The 18,449-nt window shown below is 66.9% G+C and carries 14 protein-coding genes; 13 read left to right on the top strand and 1 reads right to left on the bottom strand.

Annotated elements, in window-relative coordinates:
- Positions 1-374: 374 nt before the first annotated feature.
- The 5 genes from ACFXHE_RS42355 to ACFXHE_RS42335 are packed head-to-tail and all read left to right on the top strand — an operon-like array spanning position 375 to position 6,374.
- Positions 375-1,979 (top strand): ABC transporter substrate-binding protein, encoded by a 1,605-nt coding sequence (locus tag ACFXHE_RS42355; protein WP_379391116.1) that lies wholly within the window; start codon positions 375-377, stop codon positions 1,977-1,979.
- Positions 1,980-1,985: 6 nt separating this feature from the next.
- Positions 1,986-2,912, top strand: coding sequence for an ABC transporter permease (locus ACFXHE_RS42350; protein ID WP_379391114.1), 927 nt, complete (start codon positions 1,986-1,988; stop codon positions 2,910-2,912).
- Positions 2,905-3,882 (top strand): ABC transporter permease, encoded by a 978-nt coding sequence (locus ACFXHE_RS42345; protein WP_379391112.1) that lies wholly within the window; start codon positions 2,905-2,907, stop codon positions 3,880-3,882. Before ACFXHE_RS42350 ends, ACFXHE_RS42345 begins: the two co-directional genes overlap by 8 nt.
- A 5-nt stretch (positions 3,883-3,887) precedes the next feature.
- Complete coding sequence (locus ACFXHE_RS42340; protein ID WP_379391110.1) at positions 3,888-5,576, top strand: dipeptide ABC transporter ATP-binding protein; 1,689 nt, start codon at positions 3,888-3,890, stop codon at positions 5,574-5,576.
- A gap of 51 nt (positions 5,577-5,627) precedes the next feature.
- Positions 5,628-6,374, top strand: coding sequence for an oxidoreductase (locus ACFXHE_RS42335; RefSeq protein WP_379391108.1), 747 nt, complete (start codon positions 5,628-5,630; stop codon positions 6,372-6,374).
- 466 nt (positions 6,375-6,840) lie between these two features.
- On the opposite strand, the gene ACFXHE_RS42330 is transcribed toward ACFXHE_RS42335, so the two are convergent.
- Positions 6,841-7,641 (bottom strand): HAD family hydrolase, encoded by an 801-nt coding sequence (locus tag ACFXHE_RS42330; RefSeq protein ID WP_379391106.1) that lies wholly within the window; start codon positions 7,639-7,641, stop codon positions 6,841-6,843.
- Between the two features lie 391 nt (positions 7,642-8,032).
- Between ACFXHE_RS42330 and ssd the strand changes: the two genes are divergently transcribed.
- From ssd to ltrA (ACFXHE_RS42290), 8 genes are all read left to right on the top strand, one after another.
- Entirely contained in the window at positions 8,033-9,481 is a 1,449-nt protein-coding gene (gene ssd, locus ACFXHE_RS42325) for a septum site-determining protein Ssd (RefSeq protein WP_379391104.1), read from the top strand.
- A complete protein-coding gene (locus tag ACFXHE_RS42320) occupies positions 9,478-10,674 on the top strand; it encodes a TadA family conjugal transfer-associated ATPase (protein ID WP_379391102.1) in 1,197 nt (398 codons plus the stop codon). Before ssd ends, ACFXHE_RS42320 begins: the two co-directional genes overlap by 4 nt.
- A gap of 234 nt (positions 10,675-10,908) precedes the next feature.
- Entirely contained in the window at positions 10,909-11,721 is an 813-nt protein-coding gene (locus ACFXHE_RS42315) for a type II secretion system F family protein (protein ID WP_379391100.1), read from the top strand.
- Positions 11,718-12,317 carry a type II secretion system F family protein gene (locus ACFXHE_RS42310; protein WP_379391098.1) on the top strand — a complete coding sequence of 200 codons (600 nt, stop codon included), beginning with the start codon at positions 11,718-11,720 and terminating at the stop codon, positions 12,315-12,317. The genes ACFXHE_RS42315 and ACFXHE_RS42310 overlap by 4 nt, the downstream gene beginning before the upstream one ends.
- A gap of 1,397 nt (positions 12,318-13,714) precedes the next feature.
- Positions 13,715-14,224: a hypothetical protein gene (locus tag ACFXHE_RS42305; RefSeq protein WP_379391096.1), complete on the top strand. Its 510-nt coding sequence runs from the start codon at positions 13,715-13,717 to the stop codon at positions 14,222-14,224.
- A gap of 669 nt (positions 14,225-14,893) precedes the next feature.
- Positions 14,894-15,100, top strand: coding sequence for a hypothetical protein (locus tag ACFXHE_RS42300; protein ID WP_379391094.1), 207 nt, complete (start codon positions 14,894-14,896; stop codon positions 15,098-15,100).
- 609 nt (positions 15,101-15,709) lie between these two features.
- Positions 15,710-17,026 (top strand): group II intron reverse transcriptase/maturase, encoded by a 1,317-nt coding sequence (gene ltrA, locus ACFXHE_RS42295; RefSeq protein WP_379391092.1) that lies wholly within the window; start codon positions 15,710-15,712, stop codon positions 17,024-17,026.
- Between the two features lie 171 nt (positions 17,027-17,197).
- Positions 17,198-18,292, top strand: a complete 1,095-nt coding sequence (gene ltrA / locus ACFXHE_RS42290) for a group II intron reverse transcriptase/maturase (RefSeq protein ID WP_379391090.1) — start codon at positions 17,198-17,200, stop codon at positions 18,290-18,292.
- Positions 18,293-18,449: the final 157 nt, after the last annotated feature.

The following is an 18,449-nucleotide window of genomic DNA, read 5'->3' as shown; positions in this document are numbered from 1 at the left end:
GCGCTGGGCGGATAGGCATCCAGGTGGTCGGCGGTGGTTTCGGTCATCTCGTCTCTTCTTCTCTCGCGTGCAGGCCGCGTGGGGGTGACGGCGGCCACGTTCGACCCTAACCGACTGTGACCTGCGTCGTGTTTGACCGTCTCGATCGGTGGGCGGTCGTGACGAGGCTCCCATCGGCGGCATGACCGAACCGTGAACGCGAGGTCCCCGCTGCTGTGCACTGTGTCACGTAGGGTCTCGCTTTCGGATGCCCCATGTTGCCGGATTGCTAACAAGCCGAACATTCTCGTTTCGATCCGCTGACAACATCGACCGCGATCGTTAATGTCCGATTCACCCCGAGGCCGACCGTTTCCTGGGATGGGAGAAACGCGTTGCGAATCAAGACGATCACCGCGCTAGCCGTGGCGGCACTGGCCACAAGCCTCAGCCTGACCGCATGCTCCTCCGGTGAGGACAACAATTCCGACTACGTCACCGTGAACGGCGCCGAACCACAGAATCCGTTGGTGCCCACCAATACCAACGAGAACATGGGCGGCCGCGTGGTCGACCGGCTCTGGGCGGGGCTGAAGTACTACGACGCCAACGGCACTCCGCACGACGAGATGGCGCAGTCCATCGTCACGCCGGACCGCCAGCACTACACCATCACCATCAAGCCGGACTGGACGTTCACCGACGGCACCGCGGTGACCTCGAAATCCTTTGTGGACGCGTGGAATTACGGCGCCCTGGGCACCAACGCGCAGCTGCAGAACTGGGTCTTCACCCCGATCGTCGGCTACGACGACCTCGCGGCGAATCCGCCCAAGGCGCAGACCATGTCGGGCCTGAAGGTGGTCGACGACCACACCTTCACGGTCGACCTCAAACAGCCGTCCATCGACTTCGAGCTGGAACTCGGCTTCGCGCCGTTCTATCCGCTGCCCGCCGTGGCCTACAAGGACATGAAGGCCTTCGGCGAGAACCCGATCGGCAACGGCCCCTACAAGTTCGCCGGTGCCGGTGCCTGGCAGCACAATGTGCAGATCGACGTGGTGCCCAACCCGGACTACAAGGGTGGGCGGCCCGCCAAGAACAAAGGCCTGCGCTTCAAGATGTACGCGAACATGGACACCGCGTACGCCGACCTGCTCCAGGGCAATCTGGACGGACTGGACGTGATCCCGGATACCGCGCTCGCCACCTACGAGAAGGACCTGGGCGACCGGGCCATCCACAAGCCCATCGCCTACAGCCAGCACATCGGCATCCAGCCCAATGTCGCCCACTTCTCCGGAGCCGAAGGAGTGTTGCGGCGCAAGGCGATTTCGATGGCCATCAACCGGGAACAGATCGCCGCCAACATCTTCCACAACACCCGCGTCCCCTGCCAGGACTTCACCGCCTTCACCCTGCCCGGGTTCCGCGCCGGCCTGCCGGGTTCCGAAGTGCTGAAGTTCAATCCGGACGAGGCCAAGAAGCTGTGGGCGCAGGCCGACGCCATCTCGCCGTGGTCGGGCACCTTCCAGATCGCCTACAACTCCGACGGCGGTCATCAGGCCTGGATCGAGGCCACCGCGAACAGCATCAAGAACACCCTCGGCATCGACGCGGTCGGCGCGCCCTACCCGACGTTCAAGAACATTCGCGACGAGATCGTGCACGAGAACGTGGGCAAGGCGTTCCGCTACGGCTGGCAGGGCGACTATCCGTCCATGTTCGAATACCTGACCGCGCTGTTCCTGAGCACCTCGGAAACCAATGACGTGCACTACAAGAGCCCGGAATTCGACCGGCTGCTCAACAGCGCCCTCGCCGCCGCCACACCCGAACAGGCGTATGACGGCATCGCGCAGGCGCAGACCGTGCTGTTCCGGGACATGGCCGATATCCCGATCTTCGACTACAACGTCGCGGCCGGGCGCTCGGACAAGGTGAAGCAGGCGCCCGTCTCCTGGTCGGGGCTGTTCGACTTCGAGAACATCGAGAAGTAGCCCGGCATGGTGTGGTACGTCGTGCGGCGGCTGCTCCAGATGATCCCGGTCTTCTTCGGGGCGACGCTGCTCATCTACGCGATGGTCTTCCTGATCCCCGGCGACCCCATCCAGGCGCTCGCCGGGGACCGGCAGATGACCCCGGCGGTGGAGGCGTCCCTGCGCGCTCGCTACCACCTGGATCAGCCGTTCTTCATCCAATACCTGGAGTACCTGAAAGGCATTGTCACGCTGGACTTCGGGACGTCCTTCTCGGGACGGCCGGTGCGCGAGGAGCTCGCCCGCGCGTTCCCGATCACCTTCCGGCTGTCCGTCATGGCGGTCTGCATCGAAGCGGTCTTCGGCGTGACGTTCGGGCTGATCGCGGGGCTGCGCAAGGGCAAGCTCTTCGACTCCACCATGCTGGTGCTCAGCCTGGTGATCATCGCGGTGCCGATTTTCGTGGTGGGCTTCCTCGCACAGTTCCTGCTCGGCGTGAAGTGGGGCATCGCACCGGTCACCGTCGGGGCGAAGGCGAGCTTCACGGATCTGCTGGTACCGGCGTTCGTGCTCGCGTCGCTGTCGTTCGCCTACGTGTTGCGGCTGACCCGGAACGCGGTGGCGGAGAACATGACCGCCGACTTCGTGCGCACCGCCACCGCCAAGGGACTGAGCCGCAGGCGGGTGATCGTGGTGCACATCCTGCGCAACTCGATGATCCCGGTGGTCACCTTCCTCGGCACCGATCTGGGGTTCCTGCTCGGCGGCGCGGTGGTCACCGAGGGCATCTTCAATATCCCGGGCGTCGGCGGCACGCTCTACCAGGCCATTACGCGCGGGGAACCGCCCACGGTGGTGGCCTTCGTGACGGTGCTGATCGTGATCCTGTTGCTGTCCAACCTGATCGTCGACCTGCTCTACGCCGCCCTCGACCCGAGGATCCGCTATGTCTGAACCCGAGGCTCGGGACGGCCGGCAATCCGCGGTCCGCGAAATGCGCCGTGGCCAGCAGCATTTCGTGGCGCCGCCGGACGAGGTCCAGGTCCTGGCCACCGACACCCTGGATGAGACCACCGCCCCCACCAGCGTGTGGCGGGACGCCTGGCGGCAGCTGCGGCGCAATCCCATCTTCCTCGCGGCGGCGGTGCTGATCGTGCTGGTGGTGCTGGTCGCCGTGTGGCCGCAGCTGTTCACCAGCCAGGATCCGCGCTACTGCAACGGCGATTTCAGCATGCAGAAGCCGTCCGGGGCGCACTGGTTCGGTTTCGACAAGCAGGGCTGCGACATCTACGCCCGCACCATCTACGGCGCCCGCGCCTCGGTGGTGACCGGTGTCGGCGCGACGCTGATGTACGTGCTCATCGGCGGCACCCTGGGTGCGATCGCCGGATACTATGGCGGGCTGCTGGATTCGGTGGTATCGCGGATCTCGGAGGTGTTCTACGCGCTGCCGCTGATGCTGGCCTCCATCGTGCTCATGCAGCTGCTCGCCTCGCGCACGGTGTGGACGGTCATGCTCACGCTGGCCTCCTTCAGCTGGCCGCAGGCCGCGCGCATCGTGCGCGGCGCGGTGATCGAGTCGAAGAACAGCGAGTACGTCACGGCGGCAAAGGCCCTGGGCGTCTCCAGATTCCGGACGCTGGTGCGGCACGTGCTGCCCAACTCGGCCGGGCCGCTCATCGTGGTGAGCACCATCGCGCTGGGCGTCTTCATCGTCACCGAGGCGACGCTGTCGTATCTGGGTGTCGGGCTCACCCGGCAGACCGTGTCGTGGGGATCGGATATCGCCGTGGACCAGAAGGAGATTCGCACCTCGGCCATCCTGTTCTACCCGGCCACCGCGCTCGCGCTGACCGTGCTCAGCTTCATCATGCTCGGCGACGCCGTGCGCGACGCCTTCGACCCCAAGGCCCGCAAGAGGTGAGCGCCATGACCGAACCACTGCTCGAGGTCCGCGATCTGAACGTGGCCTTCACCGCCGACCGGCGCGAGATCCCGGCGGTGCGCGGGGTGAGCCTGACCGTGTATCCGGGGCAGACGGTCGCCATCGTCGGCGAATCCGGATCCGGCAAATCGACCACCGCGCACGCCATCATCGACCTGCTGCCCGGCACCGGCCGGATCACCTCCGGCTCGGTGCTCTTCGACGGCAAGGACCTGTCGAAGGCCACGGGCCGCGAGATCGTCGGAGTGCGCGGGCGCGGTATCGGCTTCGTGCCGCAGGACCCCATGTCCAACCTGAACCCGGTGTGGAAGGTCGGATTCCAGATCCGGGAAACCCTGGAGGCCAATGGCGTTGCCAAGGGCCGGGCCGCCCGGCAGCGGGCCGTCGAACTGCTCGCCGAGGCCGGCATGCCCGATGCCGAACGCCGCGTCAACCAGTACCCCCACGAATTCTCCGGCGGCATGCGCCAGCGCGCGCTCATCGCCATCGGCCTGTCCTGCCGGCCGAAACTGCTCATCGCCGACGAACCCACCTCGGCGCTCGATGTCACCGTGCAGCGCCAGATCCTCGACCACCTCGACGGCCTGACCACCGAACTCGGCACCGCGGTTCTGCTCATCACCCACGACCTGGGCCTGGCCGCCGAACGGGCCGAACACCTGGTCGTCATGTACCGCGGCCGCGTGGTGGAATCCGGTCCGGCCCTGCAGATCCTGCGCGAACCACAGCACCTGTACACCAAGAAACTGGTGAACTCCGCGCCCTCGCTGGCCTCGCAGCGGCTGTCCTCGGTACGCAAGCGGGCCGAGGTGCGGGAGCAGGCCGTCCAGGTCGCCGGACAGCTGGCCGAAACCGACGCCGAATTCGCCAGTGCCCCCGACGATCTGCTCGTCGTGGACCACCTCACGCGGGTGTTCCGCATTCGCGGCAACGCGCCGTGGCGATCCTCCGAACTCGTTGCGGTGGACGATGTCTCGTTCACCCTGCGGCGCGGCACCACCACCGCGATCGTCGGCGAATCCGGTTCGGGCAAATCCACGGTGGCACAGATGGTGCTGGGCCTACTGCCGCCCACCGCCGGCCGCGTCACCTTCGACGGTCGCGAGGTGGCGACCCTGGATGCCAAGGCCGCCTTCGCTTTCCGCCGCCGCGTGCAACCCGTGTTCCAGGACCCGTACGGGTCCCTCGACCCGATGTACTCCATCTACCGGACCATCGAGGAGCCGCTGCGCACCCATCGCCTCGGCACCCCGGCCGAGCGCGAGGCCACCGTGCGCGACCTGCTCGACAAGGTCTCGCTCCCGGCCTCGGTCATGCGCCGCTACCCGAACGAGCTCTCCGGCGGCCAGCGCCAGCGGGTGGCCATCGCCCGGGCCCTGGCGCTCTCCCCGGAGCTGGTGGTCTGCGACGAGGCCGTCTCCGCCCTCGACGTGCTGGTGCAGGCCCAGATTTTGCAGCTGCTCAACGAACTACAGGCCGATCTCGGCCTCACCTACCTGTTCATCACCCACGACCTGGCCGTGGTCCGCCAGATCGCGGACGACGTCCTGGTCATGCAGCAGGGCAGGGTGGTCGAGGCCGCATCCACCACCGAGGTGTTCGACGACCCGCAATCCGAATACACCCGCCGCCTCCTCGACGCCATCCCCGGTCGCGACCTCCTCGCGGGGTGACCGCCCGGGTGTCGGCGGGCGATCCGATACCCGGCAGTAGCCTCGTACCTCGTGACCGACCCGCTGCAGCCCCTCGTCGACCTGCCCGGCGTGCGCGATGCCGCCGACAAGGCCCGTGACGCCCTCGCCGAGGTGCATCGCCACCGGGCGAACCGCCGCGGCTGGCCCACCACCGCCGCCGAGGCCGCCGTCCGCGCGGCCCGCTCCTCCGCCGCCATCGACGGCGGCACCATCGATCTCCCCGCCGACGGCCGCGTCGACGACCCGATCCTGGCCGGCTCGCTGCGCGTGGGCCAGGCCCTCGACGCCGAGGCCCTCACCAACCTGGTCGGCGTCTGGCAGCGCGCCCCGCTCCAGGCTCTCGCCCGCCTGCACCTGCTTGCCGCCGCCGACATGGTCGACGACGAAGAGCAGCTGGGCCGCCCCCGCAATGTCCCCGGCGTCGCCGAACGCCTGGACCTGCTGGTCCAGACCATTACCAGTACGAAGGCCCCCGCCCCGGTGATCGCGGCTGTCGTTCACGGCGAACTGCTCTCCCTGCGGCCCTTCGGCACCGCCGACGGCATCGTCGCCCGGGCCGCCTCCCGCCTGGTCGCCGTGTCCAGTGGCCTGGACCCGCACAGCCTCGGCGTCCCCGAAGTCTTCTGGCTCCGCCGCCGCCAGGCCTACCTCGACGCCGCGGCCGCCTTCGGCATGGGAACCGCGGAGGGCGTCGGCGGCTGGGTGATCTTCACCTGTGGCGCCCTCGAAGACGGCGCCCGCGAGGCCCGCTCGATCGCGGACGCCGCCTCGGGGTAAGCCCCCTGATCGCGAAACTGCCTGTACGCCAAGGGTTCCCGGGGTCCATGCACGTCAAAGCGGGCGGCGTTGCCGCGAATTGCGACCTCACCGCCCGCTAGCACGGACTACCCGGTTACCAAGCGTGCTTCTTTGGTTGTGTTTTCTTCGGCCTCGGCGAGCTCTCCAGGATCCAACGGTTCATCCCCGCATTGATTGCGAGGCCCTTGCCGTCGATATCCTGGATAACGCAGGCCCACAACTACTGTTGCCCTTGTCGCGGCGTGCTCCGCGTGGGTGCCTGGTGTCCGTGCTGGGAAGGGTGGGATGGGAGGTCGAATCTTCTCTTCCGATCCGATCTTGGCCTTCCGTCCTTCCGTGCCTCCATTGTTACCCCGTGACCGCTGTCACATCAAGACCTGGGGAAACTTTCAAAAACTCGGCGTGTCCCGCCATTTTTTATCCCGGCGTTTCCGGCGGGTCGGCGTCAGCGGCGGCGCCGCAGCAGCCGGTAGGTGAGCGCTCCGGCCGCCAGCGCGCTGAGCCCGACCGCGGCGGTCGCGGCCACCGTGGTGGTGGTCGGAGCCGGGATCCGCGCCCACAGCGACACCGGATTGGAGAAGGCGAGAATGGGCCAGCCACGGGTGGTGGCCTCGCGCCGCAGGCCTCGATCCGGATTCACCGCCGTGGGGTGACCCACCACCTCGAGCATGGGCAGATCGGTGACCGAGTCGGAGTAGGCGTAACAGCGCGACAGGTCGTAATCGTATTGTGCCGCAAGCTTTTCAATGGCCTCGACCTTGCCCGGGCCGTAGCAGTAGAACTCGACTTCGCCTGCGTACCTGCCGTTTTCGATGACCATGCGGGTGGCGGCGAAGTGGTCCGCCCCGAGCGCCGCGGCGATCGGGGCCACCATCTCCTCGCCGGAGGCCGAGACGATCACCACGTCGTGGCCTCGAATCCGGTGGTCCGCAATGAGATCCGCGGCCTCGGCGTAGATGAGCGGGTCCACGATGTCGTGCAGGGTCTCGGCGACGATCGAGCGCACCTGGTCCACATCCCAGCCCGCGCACATCTTGGTCAGATGCTCGCGCATGCGCTCCATCTGATCGTGATCGGCGCCGGACAGCAGGAACAGGAAGTGGGCATAGCTGCTCTCGAGCACGGCCCGCCGGCTGAGCAGTCCCTGGTCCAGGAACGGCTTGCTGAACACGAAGGCGCTCGACCTGGCGATCACCGTCTTGTCGAGATCGAAGAAGGCGGCGACTCGTCCGCGTTCGGCTGTCACGTCGTCCAGGATATGGTTCTGCGCCGCGCCATTTCATTCGCCTCCGGCGCAGGCGTGGCGAGGGTCACCGCGAGACCCGGTTCATCCGGGTTAGCCAGGGGGAAGCCGAGCCGTCGGGGCGGGAAAAAGACTCGCCGGGCGGACTTGCAATCCGGTCGGGGCTTGGGTGTAGTATCGCAGATACCTGGACATGGTCCAGGCGCGTTCAGCCCGACCCCCCGGGGCTGAACCCGACGGCCCCAGCCTCCTCCCCCCCCGGCTGGGGCCGTCCTCTATTTAGGGACAGTTCCGGATCCGTTCCCGCTCCCCGAGTTCTGCACAGGCCGCGTGTTATCCACACTCGCCGTGGAGGCGCTTTCGCCGCTGCTCCGATCAGGCGACGCTGACCTGCATGAACTCCGATGCCGCCACCCCACCGGCCCTGTCGCTGGTCGCCGATCCCCGCCTGCGCGACGAGATTCGCCGCATCGCCGCCGCGGCCGACCGCCCGCTCGACGAGCGCGTGCCGCCGCCGGGCCGCCACGCCTGGACCAATGCGTCCGTGATCATCGTCGATACCGCTGCCGCACATAGCTGTGCGTCCGCCGCCCACCCCCGCCGCCCGGGGATTCTCCTGGTGACCGATGGCGAGCCCGGTTTGCTCGATTGGCAGGCCGCCACCACGGCCGGTGCCGAACAGGTGCTGCCCCTGCCCGCCGCCGCCGACGCCCTGATCGCCGCCTTCGCCGCCCACGACCGCCGGCGCCCCGGCGACGGCGCGGTCCTCGCGGTGGCCGGCGCGGGCGAGGGATCCGGCGCCTCCGTACTGGCCGCCGCTGTAGCCCTCACGGCCGCAGGCCGTTTCCGCGACCGCACCCTGCTGGTCGACTGCGCTCCCTACGGTGGCGGCCTCGACCTCCTCCTCGGCCTGGAGCGGGCGCCTGGGCTGCGCTGGCCCGACCTCACCATCGAACACGGCCGCGTTTCCGCCCCCGCTCTGCACGAGGCGCTGCCAGCCACTGCGGGGTTGGCCGTGCTCTCGTGCGGAAGGGGCGCTCCCGCAACTGAACTCGGCGCGCTCTCGCCGAGCGCGGACCCGATTGCCCCTGGGCACAGCTCCGTCGGCGGTGCCGCTTCCCACGCGCAGCCCGTACCGATGATTCTTCCCGCCCCGCTCTGTTCGGACGGAACCTCCTCGCTCACAACGGACCTCGACCGGCCTTCGTCTTGCGTGGTCGACCGCGGCGTCGCTGTCTTCAGTCCGCAGGCGCTCTCCGGTGCGACCGGTGATCATGCGGTCGAGTTGAGCCGTGCCGACGGATCGGTGGCGGCGGCACTCGCGCCCGCCGCGGTGCGAGCCGTCCTCGAGGGCGGCCGGGCGGCCGGTGATCTCGTGGTCGCGGACCTGTCCAGCGACCACGGACCGCACACCGACCAGGTTCTCGATGTGGCCGATCTGGTGGTGCTGGTGACCCAGGCACGCCTGCGCTCGATCGCCGCGGCCGAATCCGCCGCGGCCTACCTGACCGCGCGAAATCCGAATGTGCGCTTGATCGTCCGGGGCCCCGCGCCCGGCGGCCTCGCCCCGTCCGATATCGCCGAGGCGCTCGCTCTGCCGCTGCTCACCGCGGTCCCGTCGCAGCCGGGCCTGACCGAGCGCCTGGAACGCGGGGGCCTGACCGTCCGGCGGCGCGGTCCGCTTCGCACCGCCGCCGAAACCGCTTTGACCGCACTGTTTTCCGAGAGTCCCCGCTACGGCCGGCCTCCCGGCGGCCCGGGTTCCTCGTGGTGGCGCATCGCCCGCGCGCACGGTTCGACCTGCGGTTCTCCGCTGCCGGAACCTGCGGGAGCCCGGAAATGAGTGAGCTGGTGACGACCGAACTGCTGGAGCGGGTGCGGGAGCGGCTGGCGGAAGGGGCGGCGGATCCGGATCCGGCGCGGGTGGCGGCGGCCATTCGGGCCGAGGCGGGCGGGGTGCTCGCGGACACGGATCTGTTGCGGGCCTTGCGATTGCTGCAGACCGAGATGACCGGCGCGGGCGTGCTGGAGCCGCTGCTGCACGACCCCGAGGTGGCCGATGTGCTGGTCACCGGGCCGGATTCGGTGTGGGTCGATCGGGGGCGGGGCCTGCGGCGTACCTCGGTGCGGTTTCCGGACGAGGCGGCGGTGCGGCGGCTGGCGCAGCGATTGGCCCTGGCGGCCGGGCGGCGGCTGGATGATGCGCAGCCGTGGGTGGACGGACGGCTGGCGGGAACCGAAGCGGCATCGGGGGATTCCTTCGGGGTGCGGTTGCACGCGGTGCTGTCGCCGATCGCGCACGGCGGCACCTGCCTGTCGCTGCGCGTGCTGCGCCCCGCCACTCAGGGTCTGGACGCGCTGGCCGCGGCCGGTGCGGTGCCACCGGACGCGAAGCTCCTGCTGGAGTACATCATTCGTGCCCGGCTCGCCTTCCTGGTGGTCGGTGGCACCGGCGCGGGGAAGACCACACTGCTGTCGGGCCTGCTGGCCAAGGTGGCCCCCGCTGAGCGGATCGTCTGCGTCGAGGACGCGGCCGAGCTCGCGCCACCGCATCCGCATGTGGTCCGCCTGGTCGCCCGCCCCGCCAATGTCGAGGGCGCGGGCCAGGTCACCGTGCGCGATCTGGTGCGCCAGGCGCTCCGTATGCGCCCGGATCGCATAGTGGTGGGGGAGGTTCGGGGCGCCGAGGTCGTCGATCTGCTGACCGCGCTCAATACCGGCCACGACGGTGGAGCGGGGACCGTGCACGCCAACTCGCCCGGCGAGGTCCCGGCGCGGCTGGAGGCGCTCGCGGCCCTGGGCGGTATGCCCGCGCCCGCCCTGCACAGCCAGCTGGCCGCCGCGATCCAGGTGATCCTGCACGTCCACCGCCGGCCCGACGGGCGTCGCACGCTCCGTGAAATCGGCGTGGTCACCCCGGTCGACGGCCGGGTGCGGATCGCACCCGCATGGACCGCCGACACCCGTCCGACCCCGGGCACTGTGCTCCTCAGGAAACTCCTCGACGAAAGGACTCCAGATGATCCCCGCGAGTGAAGACTGCCCGGGCTCGTGCGGTTGCCCCCGACCCCGGTCGAATTCGCCGTTCCACGGTTCGATTCCGCCCTCCACGTCCGACTCGGATCGGTTGTGCTGCAATCATTTCGGGCTGCCTGGCTCGCGGTTCGCGGGATTGCGGTTGGCGTGGCGCGATGGTGGTTGCCAGCCGAGTGTCACCGATTCGATTGGCGCCGAGGATGATCCGGGCTCGAAGCAGTCCGGAGGTGACTGATGGGATCCGGCTTCGGCCCGCACGCGCTCGCATCGGTCTGCCTCGCGCTGGCGCTGCTCGTGGTGCCTCCGCCGATCGCTCGGCGGCGCATGTCTCGGCTGTTCAAGCTTCGCGAGTGCAGGCGAAAGGACAGGCGCAGCTGGATGATTCGCCTTGCACCGTTGTCGGCGGTGCCCCTGATGCTCCTCATCGGCCCGGGTCCGGTGGTGGCCGCGGTGCTGCTGGCGGCCACCGTCCTGATTCGATGCCGCCGCACGAGGCGGGAACGGCAGCGGGGCATCGAGATCGCGCAGTTGCTCGAGGGGCTGGAGGCGGTGATCGGGGAGCTGCGGATCGGCGCACATCCGAGCGCCGCGGCCCAGGTGGCGGCCCGTGAGACCGCGGGCGACGTGGCACGGGCCTTCGCGGTCAGCGCGGCGCGGAGCCGGTTGGGCGGGTCCGGCGCGGAGGGCCTGCGGCGGCCCGGCTCGGTGGTGGCGCGGGAACTGTCCCGAGTGGCCGGATCCTGGCGGGTGGCCGAGCGGCACGGGCTAGCCCTGGCCGAGCTGCTGGCCGCCGCGCGTTCGGATCTGCTGGGCCGCAAGCGCTTCCGCGACCGCACGTCCGCGGCGCTGGCCGGGGCCCGGGCGACCGCGGTGGTGCTGGCCCTGCTGCCCCTGCTCGGCCTCGGCCTGGGCGAGCTGATGGGTGCGTCCCCGCTGCGTGTGCTGTTGCTGTCCTCGGCGGGCACGCTGCTGCTGCCCCTGGGGTCCGCCCTGACCTGCGCCGGTCTGCTGTGGGCCGATGCCATCACCGACAAGGTGCTGCGATGACTCCGTCCGTGGCCGCGGTGCTGGCGGCTATCGCGGTGCTCATGCTGCCGGGCCGGACCGGTGCGGTCCGCAGGCTGCGCCGACTGCGGGACCCGGTGCACGGCAATCCACTGCCGCAACCGGAGTTCCGGGCCGAGCCGGATCCTCTCGGGGTCGCCTCCGCCCTCGATCTGCTGGCGGCGTGTCTGCGCGCCGGGCTGCCCACCGCCGCCGCTGCCGCGGCGGTCGCGTCCGAGGCTCCCGATCCACTGGCCTCTGCGCTGCGCCGGGTTGCCGACCTGCTGGCGCTGGGCGCGGATCCGGCCGCCGCGTGGGAGCAGGCCACGGCCGGCTCCGCCGAGGAGACGGTGACGGCGCTGGCGCGGCTGGCCCGTCGCTCGGCCCGCTCGGGAACCGGATTGGCCACGGCCGTGGCCGAATTGGCGGAGCGCCGCCGGGGCGAGCTCGAGGATGTGGCCGCGGCCCGGGCCGAGCGAGCCGGGGTGCTGATCGGCGGCCCGCTCGGCCTCTGCTTCCTGCCCGCTTTCCTGTGCCTGGGAATCGTCCCGGTGGTGATCGGCCTGGCGGGCCGGGTGCTGGAAGGCGGTCTGCTGTGACCGCCGGGGGCCGCGGGGTTCACGACTGTGCCGGTGCGGATCGGCCGTGCCGGAGTGAGGGAAGGAGCGAGCATGGGAACGACCGTCCGAAACCTGCTCTGGGAACTGCGGACCCGGCTGTTGCACGCCGTGACCGCCGACCACGGGATGAGCACGACCGAAGTCGTGGCATTGGCTGTGTCCCCCGCTGGTGGTGTTGCTTTAGGGATAGCGTCCCCAGGTCCTTGTTGTCTCGTTGGTTCTTTGCGCTCGTGTCTCTTTCATCGCCGATTCCGACCCTAATGTGTGATGTGAGTCATATTCAGGCTGATGGTACCGCCGTATCTGGAACGGGAAGTTGTCGGTTGCAAAGTGCGGTGAACCACAGATTCGGCCCATGGCCGGTTCAGGTCATGAGCCGAACCGGCGAGAGTGGAGCAGGTTGGACGCCGATCACCCACGTGGACGATCAGGGTGATGATGACGATCGGGTTGATGATGCAAGTGATACCACCATGACGGGTGCGGCACGCGAGAGAGACATTGGCCGCATCGACCAACCATGTGGTGGCCTATCGCAACGCCACCGTCGGGCGCCGGGCCGCGCAGCCGATGCTCGGGGTCCCTGTAGAACTCGCCGAAAATCGAACAAAGTTCGTTATATGCACTGGTCGGGACTGCCCTTCCAGATAGCGGCGTGCAGTGGAGAACTTCGCCCACCGGCGGCCATGTCTTGGCGATGTCCGGTATTGACCTGAAGATATTGTCTACGGCGATGGCTCATGACGACTGAGAAGGAGTGCCACTTTGACGGTCGCGACTGCGCTCTTTTTTGACGCCGCCCAGCGGCGGCTTGGGCTTCCTGCTCTCGCCTCTCACCTACGATCCCGAGCCGAGGACCTTCTACCGCAGGAGTACCACCGATTCCTTGACGAGCGAATCGTCGACACTTTTGTGGGTAGCGAACCATTCGGTCGTGCAAGAGCCCAAGGACTTGTCGGTGTACCTATTCTTGATGACGACGAACGGGAAGCCCTCCTCAGCGGGTACGACGAACGCGACGCCGATAGTGAGCCGGCGCAGAACTCGTGGTGGGAGCTTTGGGAGACCGAAGATCATGGGTTCGCCCTGCTTCCAGGGGACAACAGTCCTGAGCTAACGATTGCGGTGTGTGCTCTGGTGCGCACAGGCTCGGGTGTTCAACTACGACAATTCGTCAGCGGCTTCGTTCTCACCGGTGGTCGTTTCCGGCGTCGCACACCTCCGAGTATTGCCAGCGGAGTCTGTGTGCGCGAGGACATCGACGTGCCGGGCGCCCCGTACCGCGGACGCTGTACCGACCATGGGTGTGTCAGCGGCTGCTCAGCTGATGTGGTGCTCCGGCCGGATCCGGGCATCTACGTGCTAAAAGGGTGTTCGTGCTAGCGACGGCGTTGGCCGCTACCGACAACGGCAACGGGTTCGATTGGGCCACATTCGTCGGGCTTCCCGCTGCAGTCCTAGCGGGCTTCGGGATCGTCGGCGTGATCGTCTCCTTGGTTGTCGGTGTCATTCATCCGATAGCGGTACAAAAACCGGTGTACTGGATTGACGGGGATAGCACACGAATGAGGGTGGTGATCAAGAATTGCAGCTTCCGGTCCGACCGCAACGTAGAGGGAATCGTTGTGTACGAGGTCCCTTCCCTCTTGAAGCGGGCGTTCACGCGGAAGTATCGAACCCAATGGAAGAGCGTCCCCTTCGTCCCTTGGGGGAATCTGCCTACACCGGAAGTTCCCGTCAAACTCTCGAAAAGGGAAGTTCGAAGCCTTGACTTCGAGTTACGCACGGCAGTAGGGAACGCACACCCCGTGATCGACAAGAGGTTTCGTATCGAGGCTAAATCTGGGACGCAATACAGTCGAGCCAGGAAGATCAAACACCTGTGACTTGGGTTCCGATAGGGGTCACGGACTGCGGAAACAACAACGGATAGTGCGTCACGAACGCTGAGAGGAGCTGGTGCGTAGGAGGAGCTTCCTTGAAGCGGTGCTGCGTGAGAGATGGAGGAGGTTTTCCGGCCCTCCGGTGTCGCCCTGCATGGGGGAGGCATCAAACCACCCTCTGCTGCGTTAGCTGAAGACTGTTGTGGTGAGCGATGAGGGAAAAGGCGTCCGTTGGAGGCGTCAGGTGGGGATCAGGAAGGCGTTGCGCTGAAAGCCCTTGCGGGGGTTCGCTGTTGAAGCGTCGAAATGTTTAGGACGACATCGAAACCTGGGTTTTATCCGACCTTGGGATGAGTCTGGCGGGAACCTGCTTACTGGCCAGATGGTGTCCGGCGTGAAGGCGGCGCGAGCCTGATCTGCTGCTCTTGCGTGGAACGTGAGAAGGCCCGTCCCGATACTTCTGTCCGCGAAGATGATTCGCGGTCGGAGACAGGGAGCATCCCAAGCGGAGAACCCGCGAGGGACCGAGTACCGATGCGGGACGGTGCCGGCGGACTGGCTCATAGTAGCTGGGAAGTTCCTGCCTGGTGCGGTGGGAATGGAGCCAAGGGGCCAGGTCATCCGTGGCTAGTACTTGTTCGATCAACCAGGCGATGCCCTGGGAGGAGTCGCGTGAGTGAGCTGAAGTCAACAGGCAAGCCGTTCGAGATCTCCAAGCGGGAGGTCTGGGAGGCATGGGAGAAGGTCAAGGAGAACAAGGGCGGACCGGGAGTCGATGGGGTGAGCATCGAGGACTTCGAGAAGGATCTGAGGAACAACCTCTACAAGATCTGGAGTGCGTCCAGCAGGACGGGAGGAGCGGCTATGTGGTGTGACTAGCCGGTTTTCGTGTTCGTAAGCTCGTCGTCGCCTGCCGGTGAGAGTCCGGTCCGGGTAGCTGCCAGGAGGCCCGGTAGCAGACTGGCGGCTTCATCTGGAAACGGGTGGGGTCGAAGCCCAGTGTCGAAAGCCCTTGTGGGGGAGCGATGATGCGGTCCGTAGCATGAAGCGAAGCCTGCGGCGTCGTCAATGTAGCCTGCCCCGTTGGGGTGGGGATCAGGGAGTGCCGAGCCCCCTCCATCAGGGTGAAGGCCATGGAAAGCGCTGAAGACCTGGAAGTGCAGGCGCCCAAGAACTCCCCGGCGTATGGGGCGCGGAACGTATCGACGGTGACGGCGGGAACTGGAGAGGCCCTCCCCGGCCCGGTGATCTGCGGAGAATTGTTGCTGGAGCGGCGTGCCCTATAACCGGTAGTCCGGGAAATGGGTGACGTGCCGGGTGGGCGTCGGAGGCGGTCATAGTACTGGTTGAGCCGAGCGGACAACATAACCGCCGGTGAGGGAAGGGCCGCTGCTTCGTCGATGTGTCATGACTGTTGAGAGGGGCCTGGTGAGTGCCTTGATGGCTAGTTCCGCCACGTCGGGATCTGTTCGAGATCCGGTTCGAGCTTTGCAGCATGCGCTGTACCGGGCGGCCAAGGCTGATCCCGGGCGTCGGTTTCATGCGTTGCGGGACAAGGTCTTCCGCGGAGACGTCCTGTGGCGTGCGTGGGTCGCGGTGCGTACCAACAATGGTGCACCGGGTGTCGACAGCACCACTCTGGCGCAGGTCGAGGAGTACGGAGTCGACCGGCTGCTCGATGAATTGGCCGTGCAACTGCGGGAAGGAACGTATCGGCCGCTGCCGTTGCGCCGGGTCTTCATTCCGAAACCCGGCTCGGATGAGCAGCGTCCGTTGTCGATTCCCGCAGTGGCCGATCGGATCGTGCAATCGGCGTGCAAGCTCGTGCTCGAGCCGATCTTCGAAGCCGACATGATGGATTGCTCGTTCGGGTTCCGCCCGAAACGCGGTCCGCACGACGCGCTGCAAGTCCTGGTGGACGAGGCGTGGCGGGGTCGGCGGTGGGTGGTGGAAACGGATGTCGCCAACTGTTTTTCGGCGATTCCGCATGAAGAGTTGATGCAGGCGGTCGAGGAACGCGTCAGCGACCAAGCCGTGCTCAAGCTGCTGCGGGCGATGTTGCGCGCGGGGGTGATGAGCGACGGCAAGGTGCGGCGTGAGGTGGCCGGGACCCCACAGGGTGGTCCGATTTCGCCGTTGATGTGCAACGTGTATCTGCACCGGATCGATCGGGTGTGGGATGTGCGTGAGCATGGGGTGCTGGTCCGGTTCGCTGACGATGCCGTGGTGATGTGCCGTTCGAAGCAGCAGGCTGAAGCCGCGCTTGCGCGGCTGAGGCAGCTGCTGGGTGAACTGGGGTTGGAGGCGAAGGCAGCCAAGACTCGGATCGTGCACCTGACCGAAGGTGGTGAGGGCCTTGACTTTCTGGGTTTTCATCACCGGTGGGTACGGGTGAAACGGCGCTCGGGCGGTCCGGGGGTGGCCTTCCTCGCCCGCTGGCCTGCGGACAAGGCTATGCAGCGTGCTCGTGACCGGATCAGGGAGCTGACCCGTCGGTCTCGGTTGTTGCTGCCGATCGAGGTGATCGTCGATGAGGTGAATCGGTTCCTACGCGGATGGTCAGCGTATTTCCGGTTCGGTAATTCGGCGGTGCGCTTCGGGAAGATCGAGCACTATGTGTGGACGCGGATGGCGTTGGTGATCGCCAAGCGGCACAAGCGTTCCCACAGATATGGATGGTCGGTGCTGTCCTATCAGTCTCCCGACCATTTCGGGCTCGTTTCACTGTCTGGAACTGTTGTCGCACCCAGACCTTTCAAGGACTGGCGGGACAAGCCGAATGCCGGCGGTGAACGGCGTCGGTAAGCCGTGTGCGAGAGAACCGCATGCACGGATTGATGGGCGGGAATTGGAAACGGAACCAGATCGGTCACGGTGACGAAGAAGAACGACCAGGCGGGAAACCGTGTGGCCACAACGGCTTCGACACCTACCACCGGTCATCGGTGACCGCGCCAGTTCCCGACCCTCCACAGGATGTCCTCGGGAAGCTACTTCCCGCCTCCGGTCCGAGCGGTGGAGATACCGAAACAGCACGGCGGTGGCACGAGGACCCTCGGAATTCCTTGTGTCGGTGACAGAGTGGCGCAAACGGTGGTGGCCGCGCACCTGGAGAAACGGGTGGACTCGGTGTTCCATTCCGACTCCTACGGCTACCGGCCGGGGAAGTCCGCTCTGGATGCGGTGGGTAAATGCCGGGAACGGTGCTGGAAGAAGGATTGGGTGATCGATCTCGACGTCCAGAAATTCTTCGACTCCGTCCAGTGGGACCTGATCGTCAAGGCTGTGGAGGTGCACACCGACGCCCCGTGGGTGGTGCTGTATGTCAACCGGTGGCTCCGCGCACCGGTGCAGCAACCCGACGGGACCGTGCTGGAGCGAACCCGAGGTACTCCCCAGGGGTCCTCGGTGTCGCCAGTGCTGGCAAACCTGTTCCTGCACTACGCGTTCGACATGTGGCTGGTCCGGGAATTCCCGGCAGTCGAGTTCGAGCGCTATGCCGACGACGCGGTCGTGCACTGCACTACCGAGCGGCAGGCCCGTCAGGTTCTGGCGGCTTTGCAGGAACGGATGGCCGAGGTCGGGCTTGCTCTGCATCCGGCCAAAACCAAGATCGTCTATTGCCGGGACGCGAACCGGCGCCGACAATTTGGCGTCACGCAGTTCACGTTTCTGGGGTTCACGTTCAGGTCACGCACGGCGCGGACGAGGAACGGCGGTACTTTCGTGTCGTTCCAGCCCGCGATCAGCCTGGAAGCCCTGAAGAAGATCGGTGCTGAGGTTCGTTCGTGGCGGCTTCATCACCGGATCGGCTCGACCTTCGCCCAACTGGCCAGATCGATCAATCCGGTCGTGACCGGCTGGATGCGGTATTACGGAGCGTTCTATCCTTCGGCGCTGCATCCTCTCCTGACGCGCATCAACTCCTACCTGGTGCGCTGGATCCGCTGCAAATATCGGCGGCTCAAACCGGTGAAGAAGGCCCGTCGCGCCTACAAAAGCGCGGTCCGGACATACCCTGCCATGTTCCGACACTGGCAGTGGACACCGCATGCCTGGCGAACAGGATGATAAGAGCCGGGTAACGGGAGACTGTTACGCCCGGATCTGTGGGAGCCCAGGGGTGAGATCCCCCTGGGCCACCCGACTGCCGTAATCCTTTGGCCAGCAATTGTTTAGAGGATCAACCTGAGTACGCCTGAGGGGGTGTTCGGTGTTCACCGTGCCC

Origin of the sequence: Nocardia sp. NPDC059229, from assembly GCF_042754165.1 — a bacterium.
Taxonomy (GTDB): Bacteria; Actinomycetota; Actinomycetes; order Mycobacteriales; family Mycobacteriaceae; genus Nocardia.
This window is presented reverse-complemented; position numbering and strand designations above follow the sequence as displayed.

What these genes read in the sequence shown, in the direction of transcription:
- ACFXHE_RS42350 (WP_379391114.1), top strand. Translation starts at nt 1,986, where the DNA reads ATGGTGTGGTACGTCGTGCGGCGGCTGCTCCAGATGATCCCGGTCTTC.
- ACFXHE_RS42345 (WP_379391112.1), top strand. Translation starts at nt 2,905, where the DNA reads ATGTCTGAACCCGAGGCTCGGGACGGCCGGCAATCCGCGGTCCGCGAA.
- ACFXHE_RS42340 (WP_379391110.1), top strand. Translation starts at nt 3,888, where the DNA reads ATGACCGAACCACTGCTCGAGGTCCGCGATCTGAACGTGGCCTTCACC.
- ssd (WP_379391104.1), top strand. Translation starts at nt 8,033, where the DNA reads ATGAACTCCGATGCCGCCACCCCACCGGCCCTGTCGCTGGTCGCCGAT.
- ACFXHE_RS42320 (WP_379391102.1), top strand. Translation starts at nt 9,478, where the DNA reads ATGAGTGAGCTGGTGACGACCGAACTGCTGGAGCGGGTGCGGGAGCGG.
- ACFXHE_RS42315 (WP_379391100.1), top strand. Translation starts at nt 10,909, where the DNA reads ATGGGATCCGGCTTCGGCCCGCACGCGCTCGCATCGGTCTGCCTCGCG.
- ACFXHE_RS42310 (WP_379391098.1), top strand. Translation starts at nt 11,718, where the DNA reads ATGACTCCGTCCGTGGCCGCGGTGCTGGCGGCTATCGCGGTGCTCATG.
- ltrA (WP_379391090.1), top strand. Translation starts at nt 17,198, where the DNA reads ATGTCCTCGGGAAGCTACTTCCCGCCTCCGGTCCGAGCGGTGGAGATA.